Source organism: Streptomyces microflavus, assembly GCF_014650075.1.
In the GTDB taxonomy this organism is placed as follows: domain Bacteria; phylum Actinomycetota; class Actinomycetes; order Streptomycetales; family Streptomycetaceae; genus Streptomyces; species Streptomyces microflavus.
Genome location: NZ_BMUG01000022.1, coordinates 1 through 25,358, shown reverse-complemented (window position 1 = coordinate 25,358; position 25,358 = coordinate 1). Strand labels below are relative to the sequence as shown.

General features: G+C 70.8%; 14 protein-coding genes and 1 tRNA gene. 4 read left to right on the top strand and 11 right to left on the bottom strand.

Features of this window, described 5'->3' with window-relative positions:
* The first annotated feature begins 50 nt into the window (after positions 1-50).
* From IE264_RS37070 to IE264_RS37060, 3 genes are all read left to right on the top strand, one after another.
* The gene (locus IE264_RS37070; RefSeq protein ID WP_032760715.1) at positions 51-4,745 is read left to right on the top strand and encodes a DEAD/DEAH box helicase; all 4,695 of its coding nucleotides are present in this window, start codon (positions 51-53) and stop codon (positions 4,743-4,745) included.
* Between the two features lie 66 nt (positions 4,746-4,811).
* A complete protein-coding gene (locus tag IE264_RS37065) occupies positions 4,812-5,663 on the top strand; it encodes an Fpg/Nei family DNA glycosylase (RefSeq protein WP_032760716.1) in 852 nt (283 codons plus the stop codon).
* A gap of 90 nt (positions 5,664-5,753) precedes the next feature.
* A complete protein-coding gene (locus tag IE264_RS37060; RefSeq protein ID WP_032760728.1) occupies positions 5,754-6,518 on the top strand; it encodes an SDR family NAD(P)-dependent oxidoreductase in 765 nt (254 codons plus the stop codon).
* Between the two features lie 494 nt (positions 6,519-7,012).
* Here IE264_RS37060 and IE264_RS37055 read toward each other — a convergent pair whose 3' ends face one another.
* The 10 genes from IE264_RS37055 to IE264_RS37010 all read right to left on the bottom strand — a co-directional run bounded on the left by IE264_RS37055 (position 7,013) and on the right by IE264_RS37010 (position 21,967).
* Positions 7,013-7,189 (bottom strand): CsbD family protein, encoded by a 177-nt coding sequence (locus IE264_RS37055; protein ID WP_031126265.1) that lies wholly within the window; start codon positions 7,187-7,189, stop codon positions 7,013-7,015.
* A gap of 36 nt (positions 7,190-7,225) precedes the next feature.
* A complete protein-coding gene (locus IE264_RS37050; RefSeq protein ID WP_032760717.1) occupies positions 7,226-7,696 on the bottom strand; it encodes a Dps family protein in 471 nt (156 codons plus the stop codon).
* A gap of 265 nt (positions 7,697-7,961) precedes the next feature.
* Positions 7,962-8,345, bottom strand: coding sequence for a helix-turn-helix domain-containing protein (locus IE264_RS37045; RefSeq protein ID WP_015611861.1), 384 nt, complete (start codon positions 8,343-8,345; stop codon positions 7,962-7,964).
* Between the two features lie 109 nt (positions 8,346-8,454).
* A complete protein-coding gene (locus IE264_RS37040; RefSeq protein WP_015611860.1) occupies positions 8,455-8,964 on the bottom strand; it encodes a CinA family protein in 510 nt (169 codons plus the stop codon).
* Positions 8,961-9,800: a CDP-diacylglycerol--glycerol-3-phosphate 3-phosphatidyltransferase gene (gene pgsA / locus IE264_RS37035; protein ID WP_032760719.1), complete on the bottom strand. Its 840-nt coding sequence runs from the start codon at positions 9,798-9,800 to the stop codon at positions 8,961-8,963. The genes IE264_RS37040 and pgsA overlap by 4 nt, the downstream gene beginning before the upstream one ends.
* Positions 9,797-11,278, bottom strand: coding sequence for a 30S ribosomal protein S12 methylthiotransferase RimO (gene rimO / locus IE264_RS37030; protein ID WP_032760722.1), 1,482 nt, complete (start codon positions 11,276-11,278; stop codon positions 9,797-9,799). The genes pgsA and rimO overlap by 4 nt, the downstream gene beginning before the upstream one ends.
* A gap of 181 nt (positions 11,279-11,459) precedes the next feature.
* Positions 11,460-12,263 (bottom strand): helix-turn-helix domain-containing protein, encoded by an 804-nt coding sequence (locus tag IE264_RS37025; RefSeq protein WP_032760723.1) that lies wholly within the window; start codon positions 12,261-12,263, stop codon positions 11,460-11,462.
* A gap of 308 nt (positions 12,264-12,571) precedes the next feature.
* Positions 12,572-15,385, bottom strand: coding sequence for a DNA translocase FtsK (locus IE264_RS37020; protein WP_032760729.1), 2,814 nt, complete (start codon positions 15,383-15,385; stop codon positions 12,572-12,574).
* A 221-nt stretch (positions 15,386-15,606) separates the two neighbouring features.
* The gene (locus IE264_RS37015; RefSeq protein ID WP_032760724.1) at positions 15,607-16,290 is read right to left on the bottom strand and encodes a response regulator; all 684 of its coding nucleotides are present in this window, start codon (positions 16,288-16,290) and stop codon (positions 15,607-15,609) included.
* A 244-nt stretch (positions 16,291-16,534) separates the two neighbouring features.
* Positions 16,535-21,967, bottom strand: a complete 5,433-nt coding sequence (locus IE264_RS37010; RefSeq protein ID WP_032760725.1) for a HAMP domain-containing protein — start codon at positions 21,965-21,967, stop codon at positions 16,535-16,537.
* Between the two features lie 399 nt (positions 21,968-22,366).
* Between IE264_RS37010 and IE264_RS37005 the strand changes: the two genes are divergently transcribed.
* Positions 22,367-24,994 carry a SpoIIE family protein phosphatase gene (locus IE264_RS37005; protein WP_015611853.1) on the top strand — a complete coding sequence of 876 codons (2,628 nt, stop codon included), beginning with the start codon at positions 22,367-22,369 and terminating at the stop codon, positions 24,992-24,994.
* A 75-nt stretch (positions 24,995-25,069) separates the two neighbouring features.
* On the opposite strand, the gene IE264_RS37000 is transcribed toward IE264_RS37005, so the two are convergent.
* Positions 25,070-25,142, bottom strand: a tRNA-Thr gene (locus IE264_RS37000).
* Positions 25,143-25,358 lie beyond the last annotated feature (216 nt).

The following is a 25,358-nucleotide window of genomic DNA, read 5'->3' as shown; positions in this document are numbered from 1 at the left end:
CGGGCGGTGTCTGCGGCCCGTTGTCAGTGGTGGGGTGCACGATGGGGAACATGACCGGCTCCGCTCTCGACGCCTTCTCGCCCGCGACCCGCAGCTGGTTCGCCGGTGCCTTCAGCGCGCCCACCCCCGCGCAGGAAGGTGCCTGGCGGGCCATCGGCGAGGGCAGTGACGTGCTGGTGGTCGCGCCGACCGGTTCCGGCAAGACACTGGCCGCGTTCCTCGCCTCGCTGGACCGGCTGGCGGCCGGTCCGCCGCCCGCGGAGGCGAAGAAGCGCTGCCGCGTGCTGTACGTGTCCCCCCTCAAGGCCCTGGCGGTCGACGTCGAGCGGAATCTGCGCTCCCCGCTGACCGGCATCCGCCAGGAGTCGGTGCGCCTGGGCCTGCCCGAGCCGGAGGTGCGGGTGGGCATCCGGTCCGGTGACACCCCGCCCGCCGAGCGGCGCTCCATGGTGACCCGGCCGCCGGACATCCTGATCACCACACCCGAGTCGCTGTTCCTGATGCTCACGTCCTCCGCCCGGGACGCGCTCGCGGGCGTCGAGACGGTGATCCTCGACGAGGTGCACGCGGTCGCCGGTACGAAGCGCGGCGCCCATCTCGCGCTGTCCCTGGAGCGCCTGGACGAGCTGCTGCCCCGGCCCGCCCGCCGGATCGGGCTCTCCGCGACGGTCCGGCCGGTCGGGGAGGTCGCCCGCTTCCTCTCGCCGCAGCGCAAGGTGGAGATCGTCCAGCCGCCGTCCACCAAGGAGTTCGACCTCTCGGTGGTCGTTCCGGTGGAGGACCTGGGCGAGCTGGGCGGTTCGCCCGCCACCGACGGGGACGCCGCCCAGGCGGAGAAGCCGTCGATCTGGCCGCATGTCGAGGAGCGCATCGCCGATCTCGTCCAGTCGCACCGCTCCACGATCGTCTTCGCCAACTCACGGCGGCTGGCGGAGCGCCTCTGCAACCGGCTGAACGAGATCGCGTACGAGCGGGCCACCGGCACAGCCTTCGATCCGGACAATCCGGACAGCCCTGCTCTCGCCCTGCCGGAGGCGCACGCCCCCGCCGAGGTCATGGCCCAGTCGGGCGCGGCCCGGGGCGCCCCGGCCCTGCTGGCCCGTGCCCACCACGGTTCGGTCTCCAAGGAACAGCGGGCCCAGGTGGAGGAGGACCTCAAGGCGGGGCGGCTGCCCGCCGTGGTGGCCACCTCCAGCCTGGAGCTCGGCATCGACATGGGCGCGGTCGACCTGGTGATCCAGGTCGAGTCCCCGCCCTCCGTCGCCTCCGGTCTCCAGCGGGTGGGCCGGGCCGGGCACCAGGTGGGCGCGGTCTCCACCGGAGTCGTCTTCCCGAAGTACCGCGGCGACCTGGTGCAGGCCGCCGTCGTCACCGAGCGGATGCGGACCGGGGCGATCGAGGCGCTGCGCATCCCGTCCAACCCGCTGGACGTCCTCGCCCAGCAGCTGGTCGCCATGGTGGCGCTGGACAGCTGGCAGGCCGACGACCTACTGGCCCTGGTCCGCCGGGCCGCCCCGTTCGCCTCGCTCCCCGAGTCGGCGTTCACCGCCGTGCTCGACATGCTCGCCGGACGCTATCCCTCCGACGCCTTCGCAGAGCTGCGGCCCCGGGTGGTGTGGGACCGGGTCGGCGGTACGGTCACGGGCCGCCCCGGAGCGCAGCGCCTCGCCGTCACCTCGGGCGGCACCATTCCGGACCGCGGCCTCTTCGGGGTCTTCCTGGCCGGCGCGGACCCGAAGAAGGGCGGCGGCCGGGTCGGCGAGCTGGACGAGGAGATGGTCTACGAGTCCCGGGTCGGTGACGTCTTCACGCTGGGCACGACGTCCTGGCGGATCGAGGACATCACCCGGGACCGGGTCCTCGTCTCGCCCGCCCCGGGCGTTCCGGGGAGGCTGCCGTTCTGGAAGGGTGACCAGCTGGGCCGCCCCCTGGAGCTGGGCCGCGCCCTGGGGGCGTTCCTCCGCGAGATCGGCGGGCTCTCCGAGGAGGACGCCCGGCTCCGGCTGCTCGCCGCCGGGCTCGACGCCTGGGCGGCGGACAACATCCTGGCCTATCTGGACGAGCAGCGACGGGCCTGCGGCCATGTCCCGGACGACCGGACGATCCTGGTCGAGCGGTTCCGGGACGAGCTGGGCGACTGGCGGGTCGTCGTCCACTCCCCCTTCGGCGCCCAGGTGCACGCCCCCTGGGCGCTCGCCCTCTCCGCCCGCCTCGGTGAGCGGTACGGGATGGACGCCCAGGTCATGCACGCCGACGACGGGATCGTGCTGCGGCTCCCCGACGCCGACATGATGGGCCTGGACCTCCTCGACTTCGACGCCCCGCCGGCACCGGACGCGGCGGACGACGGACCGGCGCCGGGGGCCTTCTCGTACGACAGCGAGCAGCCCCCGGTCGGTGCCGCCGATGTCGTCTTCGACCAGGGCGAGGTGCAGCAGATCGTCACCGACCAGGTCGGTGGCTCGGCGCTGTTCGCCGCCCGCTTCCGCGAGTGCGCCGCCCGCGCCCTGTTGCTGCCCCGGCGCTCCCCCGGCAAGCGCACCCCGCTCTGGCAGCAGCGCCAGCGCGCCTCCCAGCTGCTCCAGGTGGCGTCCGAGTTCGGTTCGTTCCCGATCGTCCTCGAAGCCGTCCGCGAGTGCCTCCAGGACGTCTTCGACGTTCCCGGGCTCACCGAACTGATGGGTGACCTGGAGGCGCGCCGGGTCCGGCTGGTCGAGGTCACCACCCAGGAGCCCTCCCCGTTCGCCCGCTCCCTCCTCTTCGGTTACGTCGCCCAGTTCCTGTACGAGGGCGACTCGCCGCTGGCCGAGCGGCGGGCCGCCGCACTCTCCCTGGACTCCCACCTCCTGGCCGAGCTGCTGGGCCAGGCGGAGCTGCGCGAACTGCTCGACCCCGAGGTCCTCACCGAGCTGGAGCGGGAGCTCCAGTGGCTCAGCGAGGACCGCAGGATCAAGGACATCGAAGGGGTCGCGGATCTGCTGCGCGTCCTGGGCCCCCTCACCGACGCCGAGCTGGCGGAGCGGGGCGCCGAGCCCTCCTGGGCGCCGGAGCTGGCGTCCTCCCGCCGGGCCATCCAGGTCCGGATCGCCGGGGCCGACCACTGGGCGGCGATCGAGGACGCGGGGAGGCTGCGCGACGCCCTGGGCACAGCGCTCCCGGTCGGTGTGCCCGAGGCGTTCACCGAGCCGGTGAAGGATCCCCTCGGCGATCTCCTCGCCCGTTTCGCCCGGACGCACGGCCCGTTCACCGCCGCCCGGGCCGCCGAGCGGTTCGGCCTCGGCACGGCCGTCACGGACGGCGCGCTGCAACGGCTCGCCGCCTCCGGCCGGACCGTCCAGGGCGAGTTCCACCCGGCGGGCATCGGCCAGGAGTGGTGCGACGCCACGGTGCTGCGCCGGCTCCGCCGCCGTTCGCTGGCCGCGCTCCGCCAGGAGCTGGAGCCGGTGGAGCCCGCCGCGCTCGCCTCGTTCCTCCCCCAGTGGCAGCACTTCGGCTCCAACCGCCTGCGGTCCATCGACGGGCTGGCCCGCGCCGTCGAACAGCTCCAGGGAGCGCCCGTCCCCGCATCCGCCCTGGAGAAGCTGATCCTGCCGAGCCGGGTCATGGGCTACACCCCGGCGATGCTCGACGAGCTGACGACCACGGGCGAGCTGATCTGGGCGGGGGCCGGAGCGCTGCCCGGCAAGGACGGCTGGCTCTCCCTCTACCCCGCCGACAGCGCACCCCTGCTCCTGCCCGCCCCCCACCCGCTGGAGCTGTCGGCGCTCCACGAGTCGCTGCTCACCACCCTCTCCGGGGGGTACGGCCTCTTCTTCCGGCAGATCGCCGACCAGGTCCGGGCCACCACCCACCCGGACTCCACCGACCAGCAGCTCGCCGACGCCCTCTGGGAGCTGGCCTGGTCCGGGCGGCTCACCAACGACACCCTCGCCCCGCTGCGCTCGCTCCTGGGCTCCGGACGGACGGCGGGCTCCACCGCCCACCGGGCCAGACGCAGCGTGCCCCGCGGGCGGTACGGATCCCTCACCGCGGCCGCCCGGCCCGCCTCCCGCACCGGCCCCCCGACGGTCTCGGGCCGCTGGTCCCTGCTGCCCCCGCGGGAGCCCGAGCCCACCCACCGCGCCCACGCCCTGGCCCACACCCTCCTCGACCGGCACGGCGTGGTCACCCGCGGCGCGGTGCAGGCCGAAGGGGTGGAGGGCGGCTTCTCGGCGACGTACCGCATCCTGGCTGCCTTCGAGGACAGCGGTCAGGCTCGGCGGGGCTATGTGGTCGAGGGGCTGGGGGCCGCCCAGTTCGCGATGGACGGGGCGGTGGACCGGCTGCGGGCGGCCGCCACGGCCCGCGACCGCCGGGACCCGGGCACCGCGCCCCAGGCCCTGGTGCTCGCGGCAGCCGACCCAGCCAACGCGTACGGCGCCGCCCTGCCGTGGCCGGAGTCCCCGGACGGCGCGGGCCACAAGCCGGGCCGCAAGGCGGGGGCGCTGGTGGTCCTCGTCGACGGCGAGCTCACCCTCTACATGGAGCGCGGTGGCAAATCCCTGCTCGCCTGGCCGTCCGACCCCGAGTCCCCCGCGCTCCTCGCGGCGGCCGAGGCCCTGGCCGCGTCCGCCCGCGCCGGTGCGCTCGGCACCGTGACGGTGGAGCGGACCAACGGCGTCTCCTCCCTCACCTCGCCACTGGGCCGGACCCTGGAGGCGGCCGGGTTCCTGGCCACGCCGAGAGGCCTGCGCCTGAGAGCGTGAGCCGGGCGGGCCCGTCCCCGTGTCCTGGCACACCCCGCCGAAGCACGCCGGGCCCATCATGGGGGTATGCCCGAAGGAGACACCGTCCTGCAGACCGCCGCCCGGCTGCACGCAGCGCTGGCGGGGCGGGCCCTCACCCACGCCGACCTGCGCGTCCCCCGGTTCGCCACCTCCGACCTGAGCGGCCGCACCGTCCTCGACGTCACCGCACGCGGCAAGCATCTGCTGACCCGGATCGAGGGCGGGCTGACCCTGCACAGCCACCTCCGGATGGACGGGGCCTGGCGGGTGTACGCACCGGGTGAGCGGTGGCGCGGCGGCCCGGGGCATCAGATCCGCGCGGTCCTGACCAACGCCGACCACACCGCCGTCGGCTACCGCCTGCCCGTGCTCGAACTGCTCCGCACCAGCGAGGAGAGCAAGGCCGTGGGCCATCTCGGGCCGGATCTGCTCGGCCCGGACTGGGACCCGGCCCTCGCCGTGGACCGACTGCTCGCCGCACCGGACCGTCCCATCGGCGAGGCGCTCCTGGACCAGCGCAACCTCGCGGGCATCGGCAATGTCTACAAGTGCGAGCTCTGCTTCCTGGCCCGCGTCACCCCCTGGCTCCCCGTGGGCGCCCTCCCCGACGGGGTTCTCCCCCGGCTGGTCGCCCTGGCCCACCGGCTCCTCGACGCCAACCGGGACCGCCCCACCCGCACCACCACCATCCGCGCCGAGCGCCGCCCCCGCACGGGCGCCCCGGCCCCGAATCCTCCGCAGCGGCCGCTCCCGCCCCTCCGGGTGCAGGAACCCCTGTACGTCTACGGCCGGGTCCACCGCCCCTGCCTGCGCTGCGGCACCCGGATCCGCAAGGTCGACGAGGCCGACCGGCCGACGTACTGGTGCCCGGCCTGCCAGTCGGGCCCGATGCCGTAGGTACCGAGGGGCTCAACGCCACAAAGACCGATACCACAAAGACCGACGCATCAATTGACGACCCGTCAGATGCGGCCGTACGGTCCCGTCATGCCCCTCTCCGCGTACGACCTCACGGGCCGCTCCGCGTTCGTCACCGGAGCCGCCAGCGGTATCGGCCGGGCGAGCGCCGTACTCCTCGCCGAGGCCGGGGCCACGGTCCACTGCGCCGACCGCGACGAGACGGGCCTGCGCCGGACGTACGAGGTGATCACTCGGGCGGGCGGCACGGCCCGTACCCACCCGCTCGACGTCACCGACCGGGACGGGGTCCGTGCGGCCGTCCGGGCGGCGGGAGAGCTCGACATTCTGGTCGCCGTGGCAGGGATCATGCACACCAGCACCGTCCTGGAGACGGCTGACGACGACCTGGACCGGGTGCTGGCGGTCAATTTCAAGGGGGTGCTGTACGCCTGCCAGGAGGCGGCCCGCTCCATGATCGCCCGCTCCGCACCCGGTTCACTGATCACGATGGCGTCCGGCGCCGTGGACTCCGCGAGCGCGGGCCTGCTCTGCTACAGCGCGGCGAAAGCGGCCGTGGTCCAGCTCACCAAGACGCTCGCCACCGAACTGGGCCCCCACGCCATACGGGTGAACGCGGTCGCGCCGGGCTGGATCCGTACGCCGATGACCGACCGGCACGGAGCCGAGCAGCAGCAGCGTGCGGAGGCGACGATGGCCCGGATCTCTCCGCTGGGCCGGGTCGGCGAACCCGAGGACGTCGCCCACACCGTGCTGCATCTGGCATCCGACGCCTCGGCCTTCACCACCGGCCAGATCCTCCGCCCGAACGGCGGCGTCGCCATGCCCTGGTGAGCCCCGCAACAAGCCTCCCCGCCCCCACGCGCGGAGCCCGCCCCTCCGGTCGCACTCCGGAAGCCGGCCCCGCCCCTGAAGCCCGCTCCTCCGGCCCCACCCCCGAAGCCGGCCCCTCCAGCCCCGCCTCCGAAGCCCGCCCCGCCGAGACCATCGACGCCACATGGACGGGCAGCAGGCTCAGCCCCCAGCCGCCTGCCGCCACCGCGCCCTCCACCACCCCGGCCTGCTCCGGCTGCAGCGCCAGCCTCAGCACCGCCCACCACCACAACCCGCCGAGGGCCAGCGCCGGCACCCACCGCCGTACCATCGCTGCCCTCCTGCGGCCGACGTCCTTTCGGGCAGTTTCCCCTGGCTGCGGCGCCCCTGCATCCAGAACGCCCGGCCGGCAGCCCCCACACGCCGAGTGCCCCCGCCGGGAATCGGCGGGGGCACTCGGGGTGCTCGGGCATCCGGAACAATCCGGCGCTCAAGGCGGGCAGTGGCGCGAGGCGCTACTTGTCGTTGTCGTTGCGCAGCGAGTCCGTGACGCCCTTCGCGCGGTCACCGGCCTCGTCGACCTTGTCCTTGGCCGTGGCCTTGGCCTGGTCGGCCTTGCCCTCGGACTCCTTGCGGCGGTCGCCGGTCAGCTTGCCGACGGCCTCCTTGCCCTTGCCCTTGAGCTTGTCCATGGCGTTGTCACCAGTCACGATGTCGGTTCCTTCCGCTCAGGCACTTTCGGCCTGGAACATCCAGGCGTGCTTTTCGAGGTCTGCAGTCAGTGAGATCAGGATGTCCTGGGTGACGGGATCCGGCGCGTCGGTCACCTCGATGCGCTCCCGCATCCGGCCGATGACCACGCCCAGGGCGTCCACGAGCGCCTTCACGGCGTCGGTGTCCTTGATCCAGCCGTCGGGGACGGGCTGGATGGCGGTCTCCTTGGCAACGGTCGCGGCGCGCCCGTCCGGGTTGACCCCGATCGCGGAGGCACGCTCGGCGACCGTGTCGGAGTGCTGCCGGGCCGTGACGACCACATCGTCGAGCTGCAGATGCACGGACCGGAAACGCGGGCCGACCACGTTCCAGTGGATCTGCTTCGCCACGAGGGAGAGGTCGACCAGATCGACCAGCGCGCCTTGCAGCGCTTCTCCGACGAGCTTGAGATCGCTCTCGGACAGTGGGCTCTTCACCACAGACATGCACAACTCCCATCCGTCAGGCGTACTGCTGACCGTCGTCAGGCCTTCCGCCGACCGTTTCGGCGCACCACCCACGATGGCACAAATGAAACAAAACAGTCATGTTGGCCTCAACCTCCGTCTGCCCGCTCTTCAGCGACTCACACACGCACGGCCGCACAGTCGGCACAGCCACGCAGCGGGCGCAGAAGGGCATACGCGAATGTCCCGGCCGACCCCTGTGGGGCCGACCGGGACTCCGGTCGAGCACTGTGCCGCGCGCGGATCAGGCGGCGACGACGTCCACCGCTTCTGCGGGCGCCTTGATGGTCACGCGTCCCGACGGCACACCTGCGACCGACGAGACGGAGACGGAATTGAGCATGGGACGAACCGGTACTGGGACCGGATCAGTGGCAGCTGCCGACTCGGCCAGCTCAGCGAGCGAGAGCTCGTCGCTCACCTCACGCATGAGCTCGGACATCCGTACGTCAAGCGCGTCGCAAATCGCGGAGAGCAGTTCGGAGGATGCCTCCTTCTGCCCCCGCTCCACCTCGGACAGATAACCGAGCGAGACCCGGGCGGACGAGGAGACTTCGCGCAGAGTACGGCCTTGGCGCTGGCGCTGCCGACGCAGCACGTCACCCAGCAGGCGACGGAGCAGAATCATCGGTGGCTCCCTCCTCGGACCGCGTAGCCGCATCCTTCACGCCCTACCGTACCGCCTTGTGCTGCGGCCGTGCGGGGAGCGATGTCGTGTTCACTCAGGGCTGCAAACATCAATTCCCCCCGATCTGTTCCGTATCCTGTGCCCGCGCATTCTCGCGGAGTTCGCTCAACAGCAGATCGAGGGCGCTTCGTACACTCTCTCTACGGATGTCCGCCCTCGAACCATTCAACCGCAGAGCGGATATTTTCTCGACGCCGGAAGGTCCCGCGACGGCCACGTAGACCGTTCCGACGGGCTGTCCGTCCTGCGGCTCCGGGCCCGCGACACCGGTGGTGGAGATGCCCCAGTCCGCGCCGAGAGCGGCCCGCACACCTGCCGCCATCTGCCGCGCGACCTCGGGATCGACCGCCCCGCGCTCCGCCAGCAGGGCCCCGTCCACCCCCAGGATCTCTCCCTTGAGGGCCGTGGCGTAGGCCGTCACCGATCCCCGGAAGGACCGCGAGGCTCCGGGTACGGAGGTGAGTTCGGCCGCCACCAGGCCGCCCGTCAGTGATTCGGCGACGGCGAGGGTCTCCCCGCGCTCCGCAAGTCGCCCCAGCACCCGGGCAGCGGCTGTCACCGCTCGGCGTCCGCGCCGTCACGCGCACCGACGGTGGGCTCCACGGGCGTCGAACCACCGGACACACGCACAGCCGAACCGGACGCACCAGCACCGGAAGCTCCAGGCCCACCAGAGGCACCAGCAGCAGGACCGGCACCAGGAGACCCGGCCGCCTCGTTCAGCGCCTCCGTGGTCCGGCCGACGGCGGCGCGCTCGGCAGCGAGGCTCCTGCGGCGCAGCACGACGGCCTGGCGTACGTAGTCGAGTCCGGTGACGACCGTCAGCACGACGGCCACCATCATCACCCAGAAGCGCAAGGTCGCCAGGGGGCCGGTGAGCACCAGGACGTACATCCCGGCCGCCGTGCCCTGGGCCAGGGTCTTCAGCTTCCCGCCCCGGCTGGCCGGGATCACCGCGTGCCGGATCACCCAGAACCGCATCAGCGTGATGCCCAGCTCACGGGCGAGGATCACCCCGGTGATCCACCACGGCAGGTCGCCCAGGACCGAGAGGCAGACCAGCGCCGCGCCCATGATCGCCTTGTCGGCGATCGGGTCGGCGATCTTCCCGAAGTCCGTGACCAGGTTGTACGCCCGCGCCAGATGACCGTCGAAGAGATCGGTGATCATGGCGACGGCGAAGGCGGCCCAGGCGAAGGAGCGCCAGACCGGGTCGTACCCGCCGTTGTGGAGCAGCAGCATGACGAAGCCGGGAACGAGCAGCAGCCGCACCATGGTCAGGATGTTGGCGATGTTCCACAGGCTGGCCTGGTTGACGGCCGCAGTGCCCAGCTTGCCGCCGCGGACCGGCTTCGCGCCGGAACCGCCTGCCGCGGATGCCGGGACTCCCGTCATCTGGCCGCCTCCGCAAGCTCGTGGTGTTCGGCCACCAGGTCGACGCCCTCGGTGCCCACTGCCTTTGCCTCGACCATACGGCCCGGCACGAGACCCTCGCGTGTGGTGAAGACCACCTGGCCGTCCGTTTCCGGAGCCTGGTGGGCGGCGCGGCCGACCGCGACCTCGCCGTCCTCGTCCGACTCGACGGACTCCACCAGCACCTGGAGGGTCTCGCCGACGCGCTCCTCGGCCCGCTGCGAGGTCAGCTCCTCGGCCAGCTGGGAGATGTGGGCGAGCCGCTCGGCGATGGTGTCGGCGTCCAGCTTGTTCTCGTAACCGACCGCCTCGGTGCCCTCCTCGTCGGAGTACCCGAAGACGCCGATGGCGTCGAGGCGGGCGCCGGTGAGGAAGCGTTCCAGCTCGGCGAGGTCGGCCTCGGTCTCACCGGGGAACCCGACGATGAAGTTGGACCGGGCGCCGGCCTCGGGGGCCTTGCTCCGGATGGTGTCCAGGAGCTCCAGGAAGCGGTCGGTGTCGCCGAAGCGGCGCATCGTGCGCAGCACGCTCGGGGAGGAGTGCTGGAAGGAGAGGTCGAAGTACGGGGCGACCTTCGGCGTCGAGGTGAGGACGTCGATCAGGCCGGGGCGCATCTCGGCGGGCTGGAGGTAGCTGACCCGGATCCGCTCGATGCCGTCCACGTCGGCCAGCTCCGGCAGCAGGGTCTCCAGGAGCCGGATGTCGCCGAGGTCCTTGCCGTAGGAGGTGTTGTTCTCGGAGACGAGCATGACCTCCTTGACGCCCTGCTCGGCCAGCCAGCGGGTCTCCTGGAGCACGTCCGAGGGACGGCGGGAGATGAAGGAGCCGCGGAAGGAGGGGATGGCGCAGAAGGAGCAGCGGCGGTCGCAGCCGGAGGCGAGCTTCACCGAGGCGACGGGGCTGGTGCCGAGCCGCCGGCGCAGCGGCGCGCGCGGTCCGGAGACCGGTGCGACGCCCTCGGGAAGGTCCTCGGGCACCGGGGCGGGCGCCTCCTGGGCGTGCCCGGGCAGCGCCACGGCGGCGTCCTGCCGCTCGGCGGGGCTGATGGGGAGCAGCTTGCGGCGGTCGCGCGGGGTGTGCGAGGCGTGGATGCCGCCGTTGAGGATGGTCTGGAGCCGGTCGGAGATGTCGGCGTAGTCGTCGAATCCGAGGACACCGTCCGCCTCCGGCAGGGCCTCGGCGAGGTCCTTGCCGTAGCGCTCGGCCATGCAGCCGACGGCGACGACGGCCTGGGTGCGGCCGTGCTCCTTGAGATCGTTGGCTTCGAGCAGGGCGTCGACGGAGTCCTTCTTGGCGGCTTCGACGAACCCACAGGTGTTGACGACTGCGACATCCGCGTCGGAGGCATCCTCGACGAGGTCCCAGCCGTCCGCTGCCAAGCGGCCTGCCAGCTCCTCCGAGTCCACCTCGTTACGGGCGCAGCCAAGAGTGACAAGGGCGACGGTACGGCGTTCGGGCATGGACTCAAGACTACTTTGTCCCGGCGGCCGTCCCGCCGTGCAGGGTTGCCTGCCCTCCTCCTGCTACGCGGAGTAACAGGTGCCCTGCTACGCGGAGTAACAGGCGGCGGGCCCGCCGGGAACGCCGACGGGCGCCCGGCACGAGGCCGGACGCCCGTCGATGGGGTGGGGAGGCGCGGGATCAGCCAGCCTCGGGGTCACCCTTGGTGTACGTGAGCCGCTCGACCTGACCCGGTTCGAAGCGGTCCTGGAGCTTCTTCCCGTTCACGAAGAGCTCGATCGCCCCGGCGTTGCCGAGGACGAGGTCGATGCGCTCCTTGTCCTGGAAGGTCTTGGACTCACCCTCGAGCAGCAGCCCGTCGAAGAGCAGCCGTCCGCTGTGGTCCTTGACGGAGATCCAGCTCTTGCCCTGGCTCGCGCCGAGCTTGACCGTCACCTTGTCCCGGGGGGCTGCGGCGATGGCACTCTCGGACGGCACGGGCTCGGGGTCGGCCGGCTTGGTGGTGGTGGGCTTGGCCGCGGTCTTGTCGGGCGTGGAGCCCTCCGCGACCTGGGCGGTGTTCGAGGGCTTGTCGTCTCCACCGTTGAAGAGGGTGAAGCCGACGAAACCGACGACGGCGACGATGGCCGCGACCATGGCCGCGGTCCAGTTGGGCCGCCGCGGTTCGGAACGGATGCGCTCCGCTTCGAACAGCGGTGCCGCGGGGGTCGGTGCGGGACGGCCACCGTGGTCTCCGTCGTAACGCTCGACCAGGGGTTCCGGGTCGATACCGACGGCACGGGCGATGTTGCGGATGTGGCCGCGTGCGTAGACGTCGCCGCCACAGCGCGAGAAGTCGTCCTCCTCGATCGCGTGCACGATGGGGATGCGCACCCGGGTGGAGCTGCTGACTTCCTCGACCGTCAGACCTGCGGCGATTCGAGCCTGCTGAAGGGCACGACCGATCGAAGGCCGGTCGTCTTCGGGGGAGTTGCCGATGGACACGGGGGCGCCTTTCGAGCGTGAGCCACCTGCTGGATGTTCAGTCTAGGGGGGGTACGAAAGGGAGGGGCAACCGGGAGGGACGACTTTGTACGCCATCGGGTTCGCCGGACGGCCCCGCGGACCGCTCCGCGGACGGAGCGGGGACGGGACCGTGCCCCGATCGAGGACTGGGCAACCTGGAGTGGGCCGAACAGGGTGGGTGACAACGGGCTGGGCGGGAGGGAGGAGCATCATTCCGCCCCTCCCTCCAACTTGACGTACGACCGCACGAAACGGTTGCCCACGAAACCTTTACGGGTGGATTACCTCTACGGAGCGGATTCCCCGCGGATGACGGCCAACACCCCGTCGAGCTCGTCCGGTTTCACCATGACGTCCCGCGCCTTGGAACCCTCGCTGGGTCCGACGATGTTGCGGGACTCCATCAGGTCCATCAGCCGGCCCGCCTTCGCGAAGCCGACCCGCAGCTTGCGCTGGAGCATCGAGGTCGACCCGAACTGGGTGGAGACGACCAGCTCGGCGGCCTGGCAGAGCAGGTCCAGGTCGTCGCCGATGTCCTCGTCGATCTCCTTCTTCTGCTTCGTACCCACCACGACGTCGTCCCGGAAGACCGGGGCCATCTGGTCCTTGCAGTGCTGGACGATGGCCGCGACCTCGTCCTCGGTGACGAACGCGCCCTGCATACGGGTGGGCTTGTTGGCGCCCATCGGGAGGAAGAGACCGTCGCCCTTGCCGATGAGCTTCTCGGCGCCGGGCTGGTCGAGGATGACCCGGCTGTCGGCGAGGGAGGAGGTGGCGAAGGCGAGCCGGGAGGGCACGTTCGCCTTGATCAGACCGGTGACCACGTCGACCGAGGGGCGCTGGGTGGCGAGCACCAGGTGGATTCCGGCGGCGCGGGCCAACTGGGTGATGCGGACGATCGAGTCCTCGACGTCACGGGGGGCGACCATCATCAGGTCGGCCAGCTCGTCGACGATCACCAGGAGGTACGGGTACGGCGTCAGCTCCCGTTCGCTGCCTTCGGGCGTCTTCGCCTTTCCGGTGCGCACGGCGTGGTTGAAGTCGTCGATGTGCCGGTAGCCGAAGGCGGCGAGGTCGTCGTAGCGCAGGTCCATCTCCCGCACGACCCACTGGAGAGCCTCGGCGGCCTTCTTGGGGTTGGTGATGATCGGGGTGATCAGGTGCGGGATGCCTTCGTACGCGGTGAGCTCGACGCGCTTGGGGTCGACGAGGACCATCCGGACGTCCTCGGGGGTGGCCCGGACCATGACCGAGGTGATCAGGCAGTTGATGCAGGAGGACTTGCCGGAGCCGGTCGCACCGGCGACCAGGACGTGCGGCATCTTCGCCAGGTTGGCCATTTCGTAGCCGCCCTCGACGTTCTTGCCGAGCGCCACGAGCATCGGGTGGTCGTCCTCGGCCGCGTCCGCGAGGCGCAGCACGTCGCCGAGGTTGACCATCTCCCGGTCGGAGTTGGGGATCTCGATGCCGACGGCGGACTTCCCCGGGATCGGCGAGATGATCCGCACGTCCGGACTGGCGACCGCGTACGCGATGTTCTTGGCGAGCGCCGTGATCTTCTCGACCTTCACGGCCGGGCCGAGCTCGATCTCGTACCGGGTGACCGTCGGGCCGCGGGTGAAGCCGGTGACGACGGCGTCGACCTTGAACTCGGTGAACACGTTGGTCAGCGAGCTGACGACGGCGTCGTTGGCCGCGCTGCGGGTCTTGCCGGGGCCGCCGCGCTCCAGCAGGTCGAGCGAGGGCAGCGAGTACGTGATGTCGCCGGAGAGCTGGAGCTGCTCGGCGCGGGCGGGCAGGGCCCCGGTCCGCTCGGGGGCGGGCTTCGTCAGATCGGGTACGCCGCCGGAGTGGCCGGGTACGCCCGCGGGGGCGGCCCCCGTCCTGCCGGCGCCCCGGTCCTTCCCCGCGCCGTCGCCCCGCCCGGCATCGCGGGCTCCGGGCACGGGCGTGCCGGTGCGCTCGCGGTCCACCGAGACGCCCTGGGTCAGGTCGGCGACGACCGGCGAGGGCGGCATGCCGTTGAGCACGGCCCCGTCGAGCGCGGCAGCGGCGGCCGCGGCCACGTCCACCGCGTCCATGGGCCGGTTCATCGCGGGCTGAGCGGCGGGCCGACGGGGCCTCCTGCGCTTGGTGAGCGCCTCCGCCTCGGCGCTGTCGTGGTCGTAGAGGGCGTCGTCGTCGCCGGGGGCCCGGCGGCGCTCGGCGCCCCGGCGGGTCCCGGCTGGCAGCGCCTCACGCCACTGCTCGTCGTAGCGCTCGTCGTCCTCCTCGTACACCTCGCCGGGCTCGTACGCCGGTTCCACGATGCCGAGCCGGACGCCGAGCTGCCGGAGCCGGCGCGGGATGGCGTTGACCGGGGTCGCGGTGACGACGAGGAGGCCGAAGACGGTGAGCAGCACCAGCAGCGGGACGGCGAGGACCTCGCCCATCATGAAGATCAGCGGCTTGGAGGCGGCCCAGCCGACCAGCCCGCCCGCGTCCTGCATGGCCTCCGTGCCGTCCTCGCGGCCCGGCGACCCGCACGCGATGTGGACCTGGCCGAGGACGCCGACGACCAGGGCGGAGAGCCCGATGACGATCCGGCCGTTGGCGTCGGGGCGCTCCGGATACAGGATCAGCCGTACGGCCATGGCACCGAGCAGTATCGGCGCGAGCAGATCGAGCCGGCCGAACGCCCCGGTCACCAGCATCTCCACCAGGTCGCCGACGGGCCCCTGGAGGTTGGACCAGGTGCCCGCGGCCACGATCAGCGCGAGGCCGAGGAGCAGGAGTGCGAGGCCGTCCTTGCGGTGGGCGGGGTCAAGTCCCTTCGCACCGCGCCCTATGGAGCGGAACACCGCGCCGACGCCGTGTGCCGTGCCCAGCCAGACGGCGCGGACCAGCCGGTAGACGCCGTTGGTGGGGGACGGTGCCGGTCTGGGTGCGGGCCTTTTGGCCGCCGCTTTCTTCGCGGGCGCCTTCTTCGCGGGCGCGCTCGCCTTCTTGGGGGCGGTCTTCTTGGCGGGCGCGGCTTTCTTCGCCGGCCCTGGAGTACGGCCGACGCGCTTCGCGGTGCCCGCCGTGCCCTGGGAACCCTTGCCGGACGTACGTGAGGCCATGGTGCCGAGGTTACCGTTGCCGACGCCCGTGAACACGTTCGCCTACTGGTTCACCCAACCGTGTCGCCGTCCGGGAACCGGTAACTGACGCGCACTCATGGCAGGGAGTCTGCCGGGCATCGCCCGAAGTGCTGTGCCCACCACCCGCCCCACCGTGTCCAGCGCCCGATCCACCGTGTCCGTCAGCTTCGGGCGCGCACCGTCAGGCGCCGCTTCTGGCGCTAGTTCTGAGCGGGCAGGATCCCGGCGCCGCCGCCCGTGCCCGGCTCCAGCGCGTCGAGCGCGCGGCGCAGGCCGGTGAGCTTGCGTTCGAGATGGGCCGCCGTGGCGACCGCGGCCGCGTCGGCGGACTCGTCGTCGAGCTGTTTGGAGAGGGCTTCCGCCTGCTCCTCGACCGCCGCGAGCCGCGCGGAGAGTTCGGCCAGCAGACCGGTCGGCTCCTTCTCGTGCTCGCTGCCCGCGGGGCCGTCGCCCTCCAACTGGAGCCGCAGGAGCGCGGCCTGCTCGCGGAGCTTGCAGTTCTTCATGTACAGCTCGACGAAGACGGAGACCTTGGCCCGCAGCACCCACGGGTCGAAGGGCTTGGAGATGTAGTCCACCGCGCCGGCCGCATAACCCCGGAAGGTGTGGTGCGGGCCGTGGTTGATCGCGGTGAGGAAGATGATCGGGATGTCCCGGGTCCGCTCACGCCGCTTGATGTGGGCGGCGGTCTCGAAACCGTCCATGCCCGGCATCTGGACGTCCAGCAGAATGACCGCGAAGTCGTCCGTGAGCAGCGCTTTGAGCGCCTCCTCCCCTGACGATGCCCGGACCAGTGTCTGATCGAGCGCAGAGAGGATGGCCTCCAGCGCCAGCAGATTCTCCGGCCGGTCATCGACCAGGAGGATCTTGGCCTTCTGCACCATGGCCCGTCCTCCTCGCCCCGGAAATGCACCGGGTGCCGCCCCAGGGGACGACTCCCTTACGCCGTCCGTCCTTGTGCCGGTCATGGTAGCCGCACCCCGCCCGTCACCACACCCTGTCACCGCGTTGTCACTGTGCACATACCGCAAACGCGGTGGGAGACCAGAAGGTTCCCCGAATACAGCACGTTCACACCCGTTCGCGCACAGCCGGTCAGCAACTCACCCTGATTCGTTCAAAATCCGATCACTCTCCGTGCATCCACTGCTCCATCACCGCAAGCAGATGATCAGGATCGACCGGCTTCGTCACATAGTCGGAAGCACCACAGTCGATCGCCTTCTCCCGATCGCCCTTCATCGCCTTCGCGGTGAGCGCGACGATCGGCAGCCCGGCGAACTGGGGCATCCGCCGGATCGCGGTCGTGGTCGCGTAACCGTCCATCTCGGGCATCATGATGTCCATCAGTACGACCGTCACATCGTCGTGCTGCTCCAGGACTTCGATCCCCTCACGGCCGTTCTCCGCGTACAGCACGGCGAGACCGTGCTGCTCCAGCACGCTGGTGAGCGCGAAGACGTTACGGATGTCGTCGTCGACGATGAGCACCTTCTCACCGCGGAACCGGAACGTCCGCCGGGGCTCCGCCGCCTCCTCCCCCGAGGCCGCGCCCCCCTGCACCCACTCCTCCTGCGGGACGCTCTCGCCCGCCGGCCGACCGGCGGGCAGTGCGGGCCGTCGGGCAGCGTCCCCCAGGGCCTTGCGCCGCCGCCGGAACATCCCCGCGGAGTTGGCCGGGTCCCCGAAGGGGGCGGAATCGCCACCCTGCGACACCTGCCCGTTCTCGGACCCGCCGCCCATCCCCTCGGCCGAACCGGAACCCACCTGCGGGTAGCCCTGCGGAGGCAGTTCGGCCCGGTGCAGCGGCAGGTACAGCGTGAAGGTCGAGCCCCGGCCCGGCTCGCTCGCCGCATGGATCTCGCCACCGAGCAGCCGCGCGATCTCCCGGCTGATGGAGAGCCCGAGGCCCGTTCCGCCGTACTTGCGGCTCGTCGTACCGTCCGCCTGCTTGAACGCCTCGAAGATCACCAGCATCTTGCTGGACGCGATCCCGATCCCGGTGTCGGTGACCGAGAAGGCGATCAGATCGGCGTCCGCGTCCCGCAGCGAACCCGCCTCCAGCAGGTGCTCCCGGATGGCGTTCGGCACATCGGCGCCGGCCGGCCGGATCACCAGCTCCACCGCCCCGCTGTCGGTGAACTTCACCGCGTTGGACAGCAGGTTGCGCAGCACCTGGAGGAGGCGCTGCTCGTCGGTGTGCAGCGTCGCGGGAAGCTCCGGCGAGACCCGTACCGAGAAGTCGAGACCCTTCTCCGCGGTGAGCGGGCGGAAGGTCGCCTCCACGTAGTCGACCAGCTGGACCAGCGCGATCCTGGTCGGGCTGACGTCCATCTTGCCCGCCTCGACCTTCGACAGGTCGAGGATGTCGTTGATCAGCTGGAGCAGGTCGGAACCGGCCCCGTGGATCGTCTCGGCGAACTCGACCTGCTTCGGCGACAGATTGCCCTCGGCGTTGTCCGCCAGCAGCTTGGCCAGGATCAGCAGCGAGTTGAGCGGCGTACGCAGCTCGTGCGACATGTTCGCCAGGAACTCGGACTTGTAGCGCATCGAGACCGCGAGCTGCTCGGCGCGCTCCTCCAGGACCTGCCGCGCCTCCTCGATCTCGGTGTTCTTCACCTCGATGTCGCGGTTCTGCTGGGCCAGCAGCTCGGCCTTCTCCTCCAGTTCGGCGTTGGACGCCTGGAGGGCCTTCTGCCGGTTCTCCAGCTCCTGCGAACGGTCGCGCAGTTGCTCGGTCAGCTCCTGCGACTGCTCCAGGAGCTTCTCCGTCTTGGTGTTGACGCTGATCGTGTTGACGCTCGTCGCGATCATCTCGGCGAGCTGGTTGAGGAAGTCCCGTTGGATGTGTGTGAACGGCTGGAAGGAGGCCAGTTCGATCACGCCGAGGACCTTGCCCTCGAAGAGCACCGGCAGCACGATCACATGCGCGGGCGGCGCCTCGCCGAGACCGGAGGAGATCTTCAGATACCCCGGCGGCACGTTGTCGACCTGGATCGTCCGCTTCTCCTCGGCCGCCGTCCCGATCAGCGTCTCACCGGGCCGGAACGAGGTCGGCATCGAACCGGCGGAGTAGCCGTAACTCCCCCGCATCCGCAGCTCGTACGCGCCGTCGTCGCCGTTGTCCGGCCCCACCTCGTCGGAGTCGCCCGGGGACATCGCCAGGAAGAAGGCGCCGTGCTGGGCCGAGACAACCGGCGTCAGCTCGCTCATGATCAGCGAGGCCACGTCCTCCAGATCGCGGCGGCCCTGCATCAGTCCGGAGATCCGGGCCAGGTTGCCCTTGAGCCAGTCCTGCTCCTTGTTGGCGAGCGTGGTGTCGCGCAGGTTCGCGATCATCGTGTTGATGTTGTCCTGGAGGACCTGGATCTCGCCGGCCGCGTCGACATCGATCTTGAGGTTCAGATCGCCGCGGGTCACCGCCGTGGCGACGGCCGCGATGGCACGTACCTGACGGGTCAGGTTCCCGGCCATCTCGTTCACCGACTCGGTGAGGTCGCGCCAGGTGCCGTCGACGTCCCGCACCCGCGCCTGACCGCCCAGCTGCCCCTCGGTGCCCACCTCGCGGGCGACCCGGGTCACCTGCTCCGCGAACGAGGAGAGCTGGTCGACCATCGTGTTGATGGTGTTCTTCAGCTCCTGGATCTCACCTCGCGCGTCGATGTCGATCTTCTTGGTGAGATCGCCCTTGGCGATGGCGGTGGTCACCGTGGCGATCTGCCGCACCTGACCGGTCAGGTTGGAGGCCATCGAGTTCACGGACTCGGTGAGGTCCTTCCACGTACCGGCGACTCCCGGCACCCTGGCCTGGCCGCCCAGCTCGCCTTCCGTACCCACCTCGCGGGCCACACGCGTGACCTCGTCCGCGAACGAGGACAGCGTCGTCACCATGGTGTTGACGGTGTCGGCCAGCTCGGCGACCTCGCCGCGCGCCTCCACGGTGACCTTCTTCGTCAGGTCGCCGTTGGCGACCGCGGAGGAGACCCGGGAGATGTTACGTACCTGGCTGGTCAGGTTGTTGGCCATCAGGTTGACGTTGTCGCTGAGGTCCTTCCAGATGCCGGTCGCCCCGCGCACCCGCGCCTGACCACCGAGGATGCCCTCGGTGCCCACCTCGCGGGCCACACGCGTGACCTCGTCCGCGAAGTTCAGCAGCTGGTCGACCATCGTGTTGACGGTCGTGACCAGTTCGAGGATCTCTCCCTTGGCGTCGACGGTGATCTTCTTGGAGAGATCGCCCTTGGCGACCGCGGTGGTGACCTCGGCGATGTTGCGGACCTGGAGGGTCAGGTTGTTCGCCATGCCGTTGACGGACTGGGTGAGGTCCTTCCACGTACCGGACACACCCTGCACCTCGGCCTGTCCGCCGAGGATGCCTTCCGTACCCACCTCGCGGGCGACCCGCGTCACCTGCTCGGCGAAGTTGGAGAGCTGGTCCACCATCGTGTTGAGGGTGTTCTTCAGCTCCAGGATCTCGCCCCGGGCATCCACGTCGATCTTCTGCGACAGGTCACCGCGCGCGACCGCCGTGGCGACCTGCGCGATGTTACGGACCTGGGCGGTGAGGTTCCCCGCCATGCCGTTCACCGAGTCGGTGAGATCGCGCCACACTCCGGCCACACCGGGCACCTGCGCCTGACCGCCGAGCCGCCCGTCCGTACCCACCTCGCGGGCCACCCGGGTCACCTGGTCGGCGAAGGCGGAGAGCTGGTCGACCATCGTGTTGATGGTGTTCTTGAGCTCCAGGATCTCGCCCCGGGCGTCCACATCGATCTTCTGCGACAGGTCACCCCGGGCCACCGCCGTCGTCACCTGCGCGATCTGCCGCACCTGGGAGGTGAGGTTGCCGGCCATGAAGTTGACGGAGTCCGTGAGCTCCTTCCACGTACCCGAGACGCCGTCCACCCGCGCCTGGCCGCCGAGGCGGCCCTCGGTGCCCACGTCCCGGGCCATCCGCGTCACCTGGTCGGCGAAGTTGGACAGCTGCGCCACCATCGTGTTGACGGTGTTCTTCAGCTCCAGCATCTCCCCGGCCACGTCCACGGTGACCTTCTGCGACAGATCACCGTTGGCGACCGCCGTGGTGACCTGCGCGATGTCCCGGACCTGACCGGTCAGGTTGCGGAAGGCGGTGTTCACCGAGTCGGTGAGGTCCTTCCAGGTCCCGGCAGCGCCCGGCACCTCGGCCTGGCCGCCGAGCCGGCCCTCGACGCCGACCTCACGGGCGACCCGGGTCACCTCGGAACCGAAGGACTGGAGCTGGTCCACCATCGTGTTGACGGTGTTCTTCAGCTCCAGCATCTCCCCGGCCACGTCGACCGTGACCTTCTGCGACATGTCGCCGCTGGCCACCGCCGTCGTCACCTGGGCGATGTCACGCACCTGCGTCGTCAGGTTCCGGAAGACCGTGTTCACCGAGTCGGTGAGGTCCTTCCAGGTCCCCGCCGCCCCCGGCACCTGCGCCTGACCACCGAGGAGCCCCTCGCCACCGACCTCGCTCGCCACACGTGTCACTTCGTCGGCGAAGGTGCGCAGCGTCTCGGTCATCTGGTTGATCGTCTCGGCGAGCTGGGCGACCTCGCCGCGCGCGCTCACCGTGACCTTCTGCGACAGGTCACCGTTGGCGACCGCCGTCGTCACCTCCGCGATGCCGCGCACCTGGGAGGTGAGGTTGCCCGCCATCGTGTTGACGGAGTCGGTGAGGTCCTTCCACACCCCGGCCACACCGGGCACGGTCGCCTGACCGCCGAGCTCGCCCTCCGTACCCACCTCACGGGCGACGCGCGTCACTTCCGAGGAGAACGACGACAGCTGGTCGACCATCGTGTTGACGGTGTTCTTCAGCTGGAGCATCTCGCCGGCCACATGGACGGTGACCTTCCGCGACAGATCACCCTTGGCGACCGCCGTCGTCACCAGCGCGATGTCACGCACCTGGGCGGTCAGCCGGTACGCCATGGTGTTGACGGAGTCCGTGAGGTCCTTCCAGGACCCGGACATCCCGCGTACCTGCGCCTGCCCGCCCAGCTTGCCCTCGGTGCCCACCTCGACGGCGACCCGGGTCACCTGCTCGGTGAAGACCGACAGCTGGTCGACAAGGTTGTTGACCGTACGGGCGACCTTCAGGAACTCGCCGCGCAGCGGGCGCACCGTCTCGTCCGTCGTGTGCGACCGCAGCTCCATCCGCTGCTCCAGGTCACCGTCGGCGACCGCCGACAGCACCCGGCCCACCTCGGAGACCGGTCGCGCGAGATCGTCGACGAGCTCGTTGGAGGCATCGATCGCAGCGGCCCAGGAGCCCTCGCAGGCGCCCGTCTCCAGCCGCTCCGTGAGCTTGCCCTCACGCCCGACCACACGCCGTACGCGCGCCAGCTCACCGGTGAGATGGAGGTTCCGGTCGGCGACCTCGTTGAAGACCGCCGCGATCTCCGTCATCACGCCGTCGCCGGAGACGGTGAGCCGCCTGCGGAAATTGCCGTCGCGCATCGCCACGAGTCCCGCCAGCAGTCTGTTCAGAGCTGCCGCGTCAACTTCGACGGTGCCATTGCGCTGCTTTTTCACGGACTGTCCGCCTTTTGTACGCGTTTCTGAACCCCGCGCCGCCACGCCAGACTCCACCGTGTCCCTCCCGCAGGGGTTGACCGTTTCGCTCGGGCCTATCCGGAAGCTTGCCCAGTTCCACTTTGGCTCACCGCCACAGCACACCGTCAATGGGGGACCGGGCGGACGTCAAATCGTTGCAACGTACCAGGCCGGAACAGGTCGGCGGGCAACCTCCCCCGGTTGCACCCCGTCCCTCCCACCGGGAGACATACTCGTGCGCCCGCGCACAACTCCTGCGGCGTCCTGTCCCGATCTCGGCCCTCGTGTACCCGGCACCCTTGACGAACGTCTAGCCTGGCAAGCGAATCGAAGCGGCGAGAAACGGGCACAGGACTCGGGGAAGCGACGAGACACCATATGGGGAGTGCTGTGATCACCGCGCGCGCGGCCGCCACCTTCGAACCGGTCGGGCGCTCGGTCGCGACCGCCCGCGCATTTGTCCGGGACACCCTCCAGGGGTGGGGATACAACGATGTCGTCGACGACGCCGTCGTCCTCACCAGCGAGCTCGTCACCAACGCGGTGGTCCACGCGGGGACGGCGGCCGACGTGCTCTGCCTGCGCACCGAGGACGGCGTACGCGTCGAGGTCGCCGACCACTATCCGGAGCGTGAGGTCCCGCTCCAGAGCAACGGGCTCGACTTCGGCTCCCCGGACCGCGAGAACGGCCGCGGCCTGCTGCTCTGCGCCGCCCTGGCATCCCGCTGGGGTGTCGAGTACACCCCCACCCGCAAACATGTCTGGTTTCAGCTGGACCTCCCCGAGCGCCCGGTCGGCATCCGCTCCGCAGGACCGCTCCTGCCCGTCGCCCTGCTGCCCGTGGCGGACCAGCGCGTACGGGTGGCCGTCGTCCAGATCGACCACTCCGGCTCCATCGCCGCGTGGAACGACGACGCGGCCTTCCTCTTCGGGCACGCCGCGGACCAGGTGTCCGGCAAGCAGCTCACCGACTTCGTGGCCTGGCCGCACACCCCCGGCACCAACACCGGCATCGCGGACGCGCTCCAGCTCTCCCGCTGGGAGGGCAGCTACGGAATCCGCTGCGCCGACGGCCGAGTCATCCCCGTCTACGCCTCGCACCTGCGGGTCCGCGACACCGACGGCGAACCGTCCACGGTCTGCCTCCTCGTCCGCGACTACGAACGCGCCGTCCTGCAGTCCCCGGTGCGCACCCCGGTCTCCGACTCCTCGTCCGAGAACCGCTCCACGGACCCGTTCGAGGTCTTCATCGGCTCCCCCGCCCCCGACGACCTGGACGGCCTGCTCCAGCGGACCGTCGAGCGGGCGCGCGACATGCTCGACGCGGACGCCGCGTTCCTCCTTCTCGCCACCGACGACGAGACGGAGCTGGAGGTCAGGGCCACGACGGGCCTCCCCTCGGCCCGTCAGCGCTTCGCCCGTGTCCCCGTGGAAGCCGGAACGGGCCGATACGGCTCCGCCCGCATGCCCGCCGTCCACGAGGACCTGACCGCAGTCCCCGGCGCCGTCCCGCTCCTCACCGACACCGGAATGCGCTCGGTCGTCACGGTCCCGCTGAAGGTCGAAGGACGCCTCACCGGCTCCCTGGGCGTCGCCGCCGAAGCCGCGGGCCGCTACTCCAACGAGGAGGCCCTGCGCCTCCAGTTCGCCGCCGACCGCATCGCCCTGGCCGTCGAGTCCGCCCGCCTCGGCGAGCTGGAACGGCTGCGCCGCGGCTCCCTCTCCTTCCTCGTCGAGGCCTCCGACCTGCTGGCCGGCACGCTCGACCGCGACCAGACGCTGGCGCTGATGGCCCAGATGACGGTCCCGACCCTGGCCACCTGGTGCGCGGTCTACACGATCGCGGACCAGTCCTCGGATCCGTACCTCTCGTACGTCCTCCACGAGGACGAGGACCTCATCGACGGCCTCAAGGCCCTGCTCTCCAAGATCGCCCCGCCCGACCCGGTCCCGACCCCCGGCGCCCGTATCTGGGCCGCCCCTTCGGAGGCCGGCCACCGCGCGGCGCTGTCCACGTCGACCCGCAGCCTGGACCACGACGCCCCGCTCAGCATGAGCACGGCCACCCGCACCATCCTCGCCACGGCCCAGGCCGTCGGCGGCGAGACGGTGGTCCTGCCGCTGGTCGCCCGCAACCGCGTGATCGGCATGCTGACGCTCGGGAAGCCTTCGGACGACCACTTTCGCCAGGAGATCCTGGAACTGGCCGAGGACCTCTCCCGCCGGGCCGCCCTGGCCCTGGACAACGCCCGCCTGTACTCGGAGCGCATGGCGATCAGCCAGTCCCTCCAGCGCAGCCTGCTGCCCCCGGGCCTCCCCGACGTCCCGAACGTCGAGATCGAGGTCATCTACCGCGCCGCGGGCGAGGGCAACGAGGTCGGCGGCGACTTCTACGACGTCTTCCCGATCCACGACGGTGCGTACGGCTTCGCCATCGGCGATGTCTGCGGTACGGGGCCGGAGGCGGCCGCCGTCACCGGCCTGGCCCGCCACGCCCTGCGCCTGCTCGCCAAGGAGGGCTTCACCGGCCCCGCGGTCCTGGAGCGCCTCAACGCGGCCATCCTCGACGAGGGCGCCCGCAGCCGCTTCCTCACCCTCCTGTACGGCGAGCTGTGGCCCCAGGAGGACGGCAGCGCCCTCCTGAAGGTCGTCTGCGCCGGCCACCCGCTGCCGCTGCGCCTGCGCCAGGACGGCTCCGTGGAGGCAGCGGCCGAACCGCAGCCCCTGCTCGGCGTCCTGGAGGACCTGGAGCTGTACGAGCAGGAGGTCACCCTCAACCCCGGCGATGTCCTCCTCTGCGTCACGGACGGCGTCACCGAACGCCGCGAGGGCACCCGCATGCTCGGCGACGACGGCCTCGCGGACGTCCTGTCGACCTGTACGGGCCTGACAGCCGGAGCGGTCGCCGCACGCATCCTGCGGGCCGTGGAGCGCTTCGCTGCGGAGCCCGCCTCGGACGACATGGCCATCCTGGCGATGCGCGTACCGGAGCCGCCCCGCATCTGAGGCCGGCAGTCCGGCCGTAAGGCATCAAAGCGAAAGGCCCCCACCATATGGTGGGGGCCTTTCGCTTTCTCTCTGAGCCCCAATGCGGAATCGAACCGCAGACCTTCTCCTTACCATGGAGACGCTCTACCGACTGAGCTATTGGGGCCTCGCTGCGCTGTGGCAACGAGGTAAACCATACACGGGATCCGGGGATGCTCATAATCGCGGCCAGCACGAGTTGCCGGCCCGCCGGCAGACAAGCCGACGCAGGAGGTGTCCGGCCCGGAACGCAGGAAAGCCCCGCACCATAGGTGCGGGGCTTCCCCGGAAAAATTGTTCGGCGGCGTCCTACTCTCCCACAGGGTCCCCCCTGCAGTACCAT

Excerpts from the sequence above, each read along its gene's own strand:
- IE264_RS37055 (WP_031126265.1), bottom strand. The coding sequence starts at position 7,189 with ATGGACAAGCTCAAGGGCAAGGGCAAGGAGGCCGTCGGCAAGCTGACC.
- IE264_RS37020 (WP_032760729.1), bottom strand. The coding sequence starts at position 15,385 with ATGGCCTCACGTACGTCCGGCAAGGGTTCCCAGGGCACGGCGGGCACC.
- IE264_RS37005 (WP_015611853.1), top strand. The coding sequence starts at position 22,367 with ATGGGGAGTGCTGTGATCACCGCGCGCGCGGCCGCCACCTTCGAACCG.
- IE264_RS37045 (WP_015611861.1), bottom strand. The coding sequence starts at position 8,345 with ATGATTCTGCTCCGTCGCCTGCTGGGTGACGTGCTGCGTCGGCAGCGC.
- IE264_RS37050 (WP_032760717.1), bottom strand. The coding sequence starts at position 7,696 with ATGTCTGTGGTGAAGAGCCCACTGTCCGAGAGCGATCTCAAGCTCGTC.
- IE264_RS37015 (WP_032760724.1), bottom strand. The coding sequence starts at position 16,290 with ATGGTGCAGAAGGCCAAGATCCTCCTGGTCGATGACCGGCCGGAGAAT.
- IE264_RS37070 (WP_032760715.1), top strand. The coding sequence starts at position 51 with ATGACCGGCTCCGCTCTCGACGCCTTCTCGCCCGCGACCCGCAGCTGG.
- IE264_RS37065 (WP_032760716.1), top strand. The coding sequence starts at position 4,812 with ATGCCCGAAGGAGACACCGTCCTGCAGACCGCCGCCCGGCTGCACGCA.
- IE264_RS37060 (WP_032760728.1), top strand. The coding sequence starts at position 5,754 with ATGCCCCTCTCCGCGTACGACCTCACGGGCCGCTCCGCGTTCGTCACC.
- rimO (WP_032760722.1), bottom strand. The coding sequence starts at position 11,278 with ATGCCCGAACGCCGTACCGTCGCCCTTGTCACTCTTGGCTGCGCCCGT.
- pgsA (WP_032760719.1), bottom strand. The coding sequence starts at position 9,800 with ATGACGGGAGTCCCGGCATCCGCGGCAGGCGGTTCCGGCGCGAAGCCG.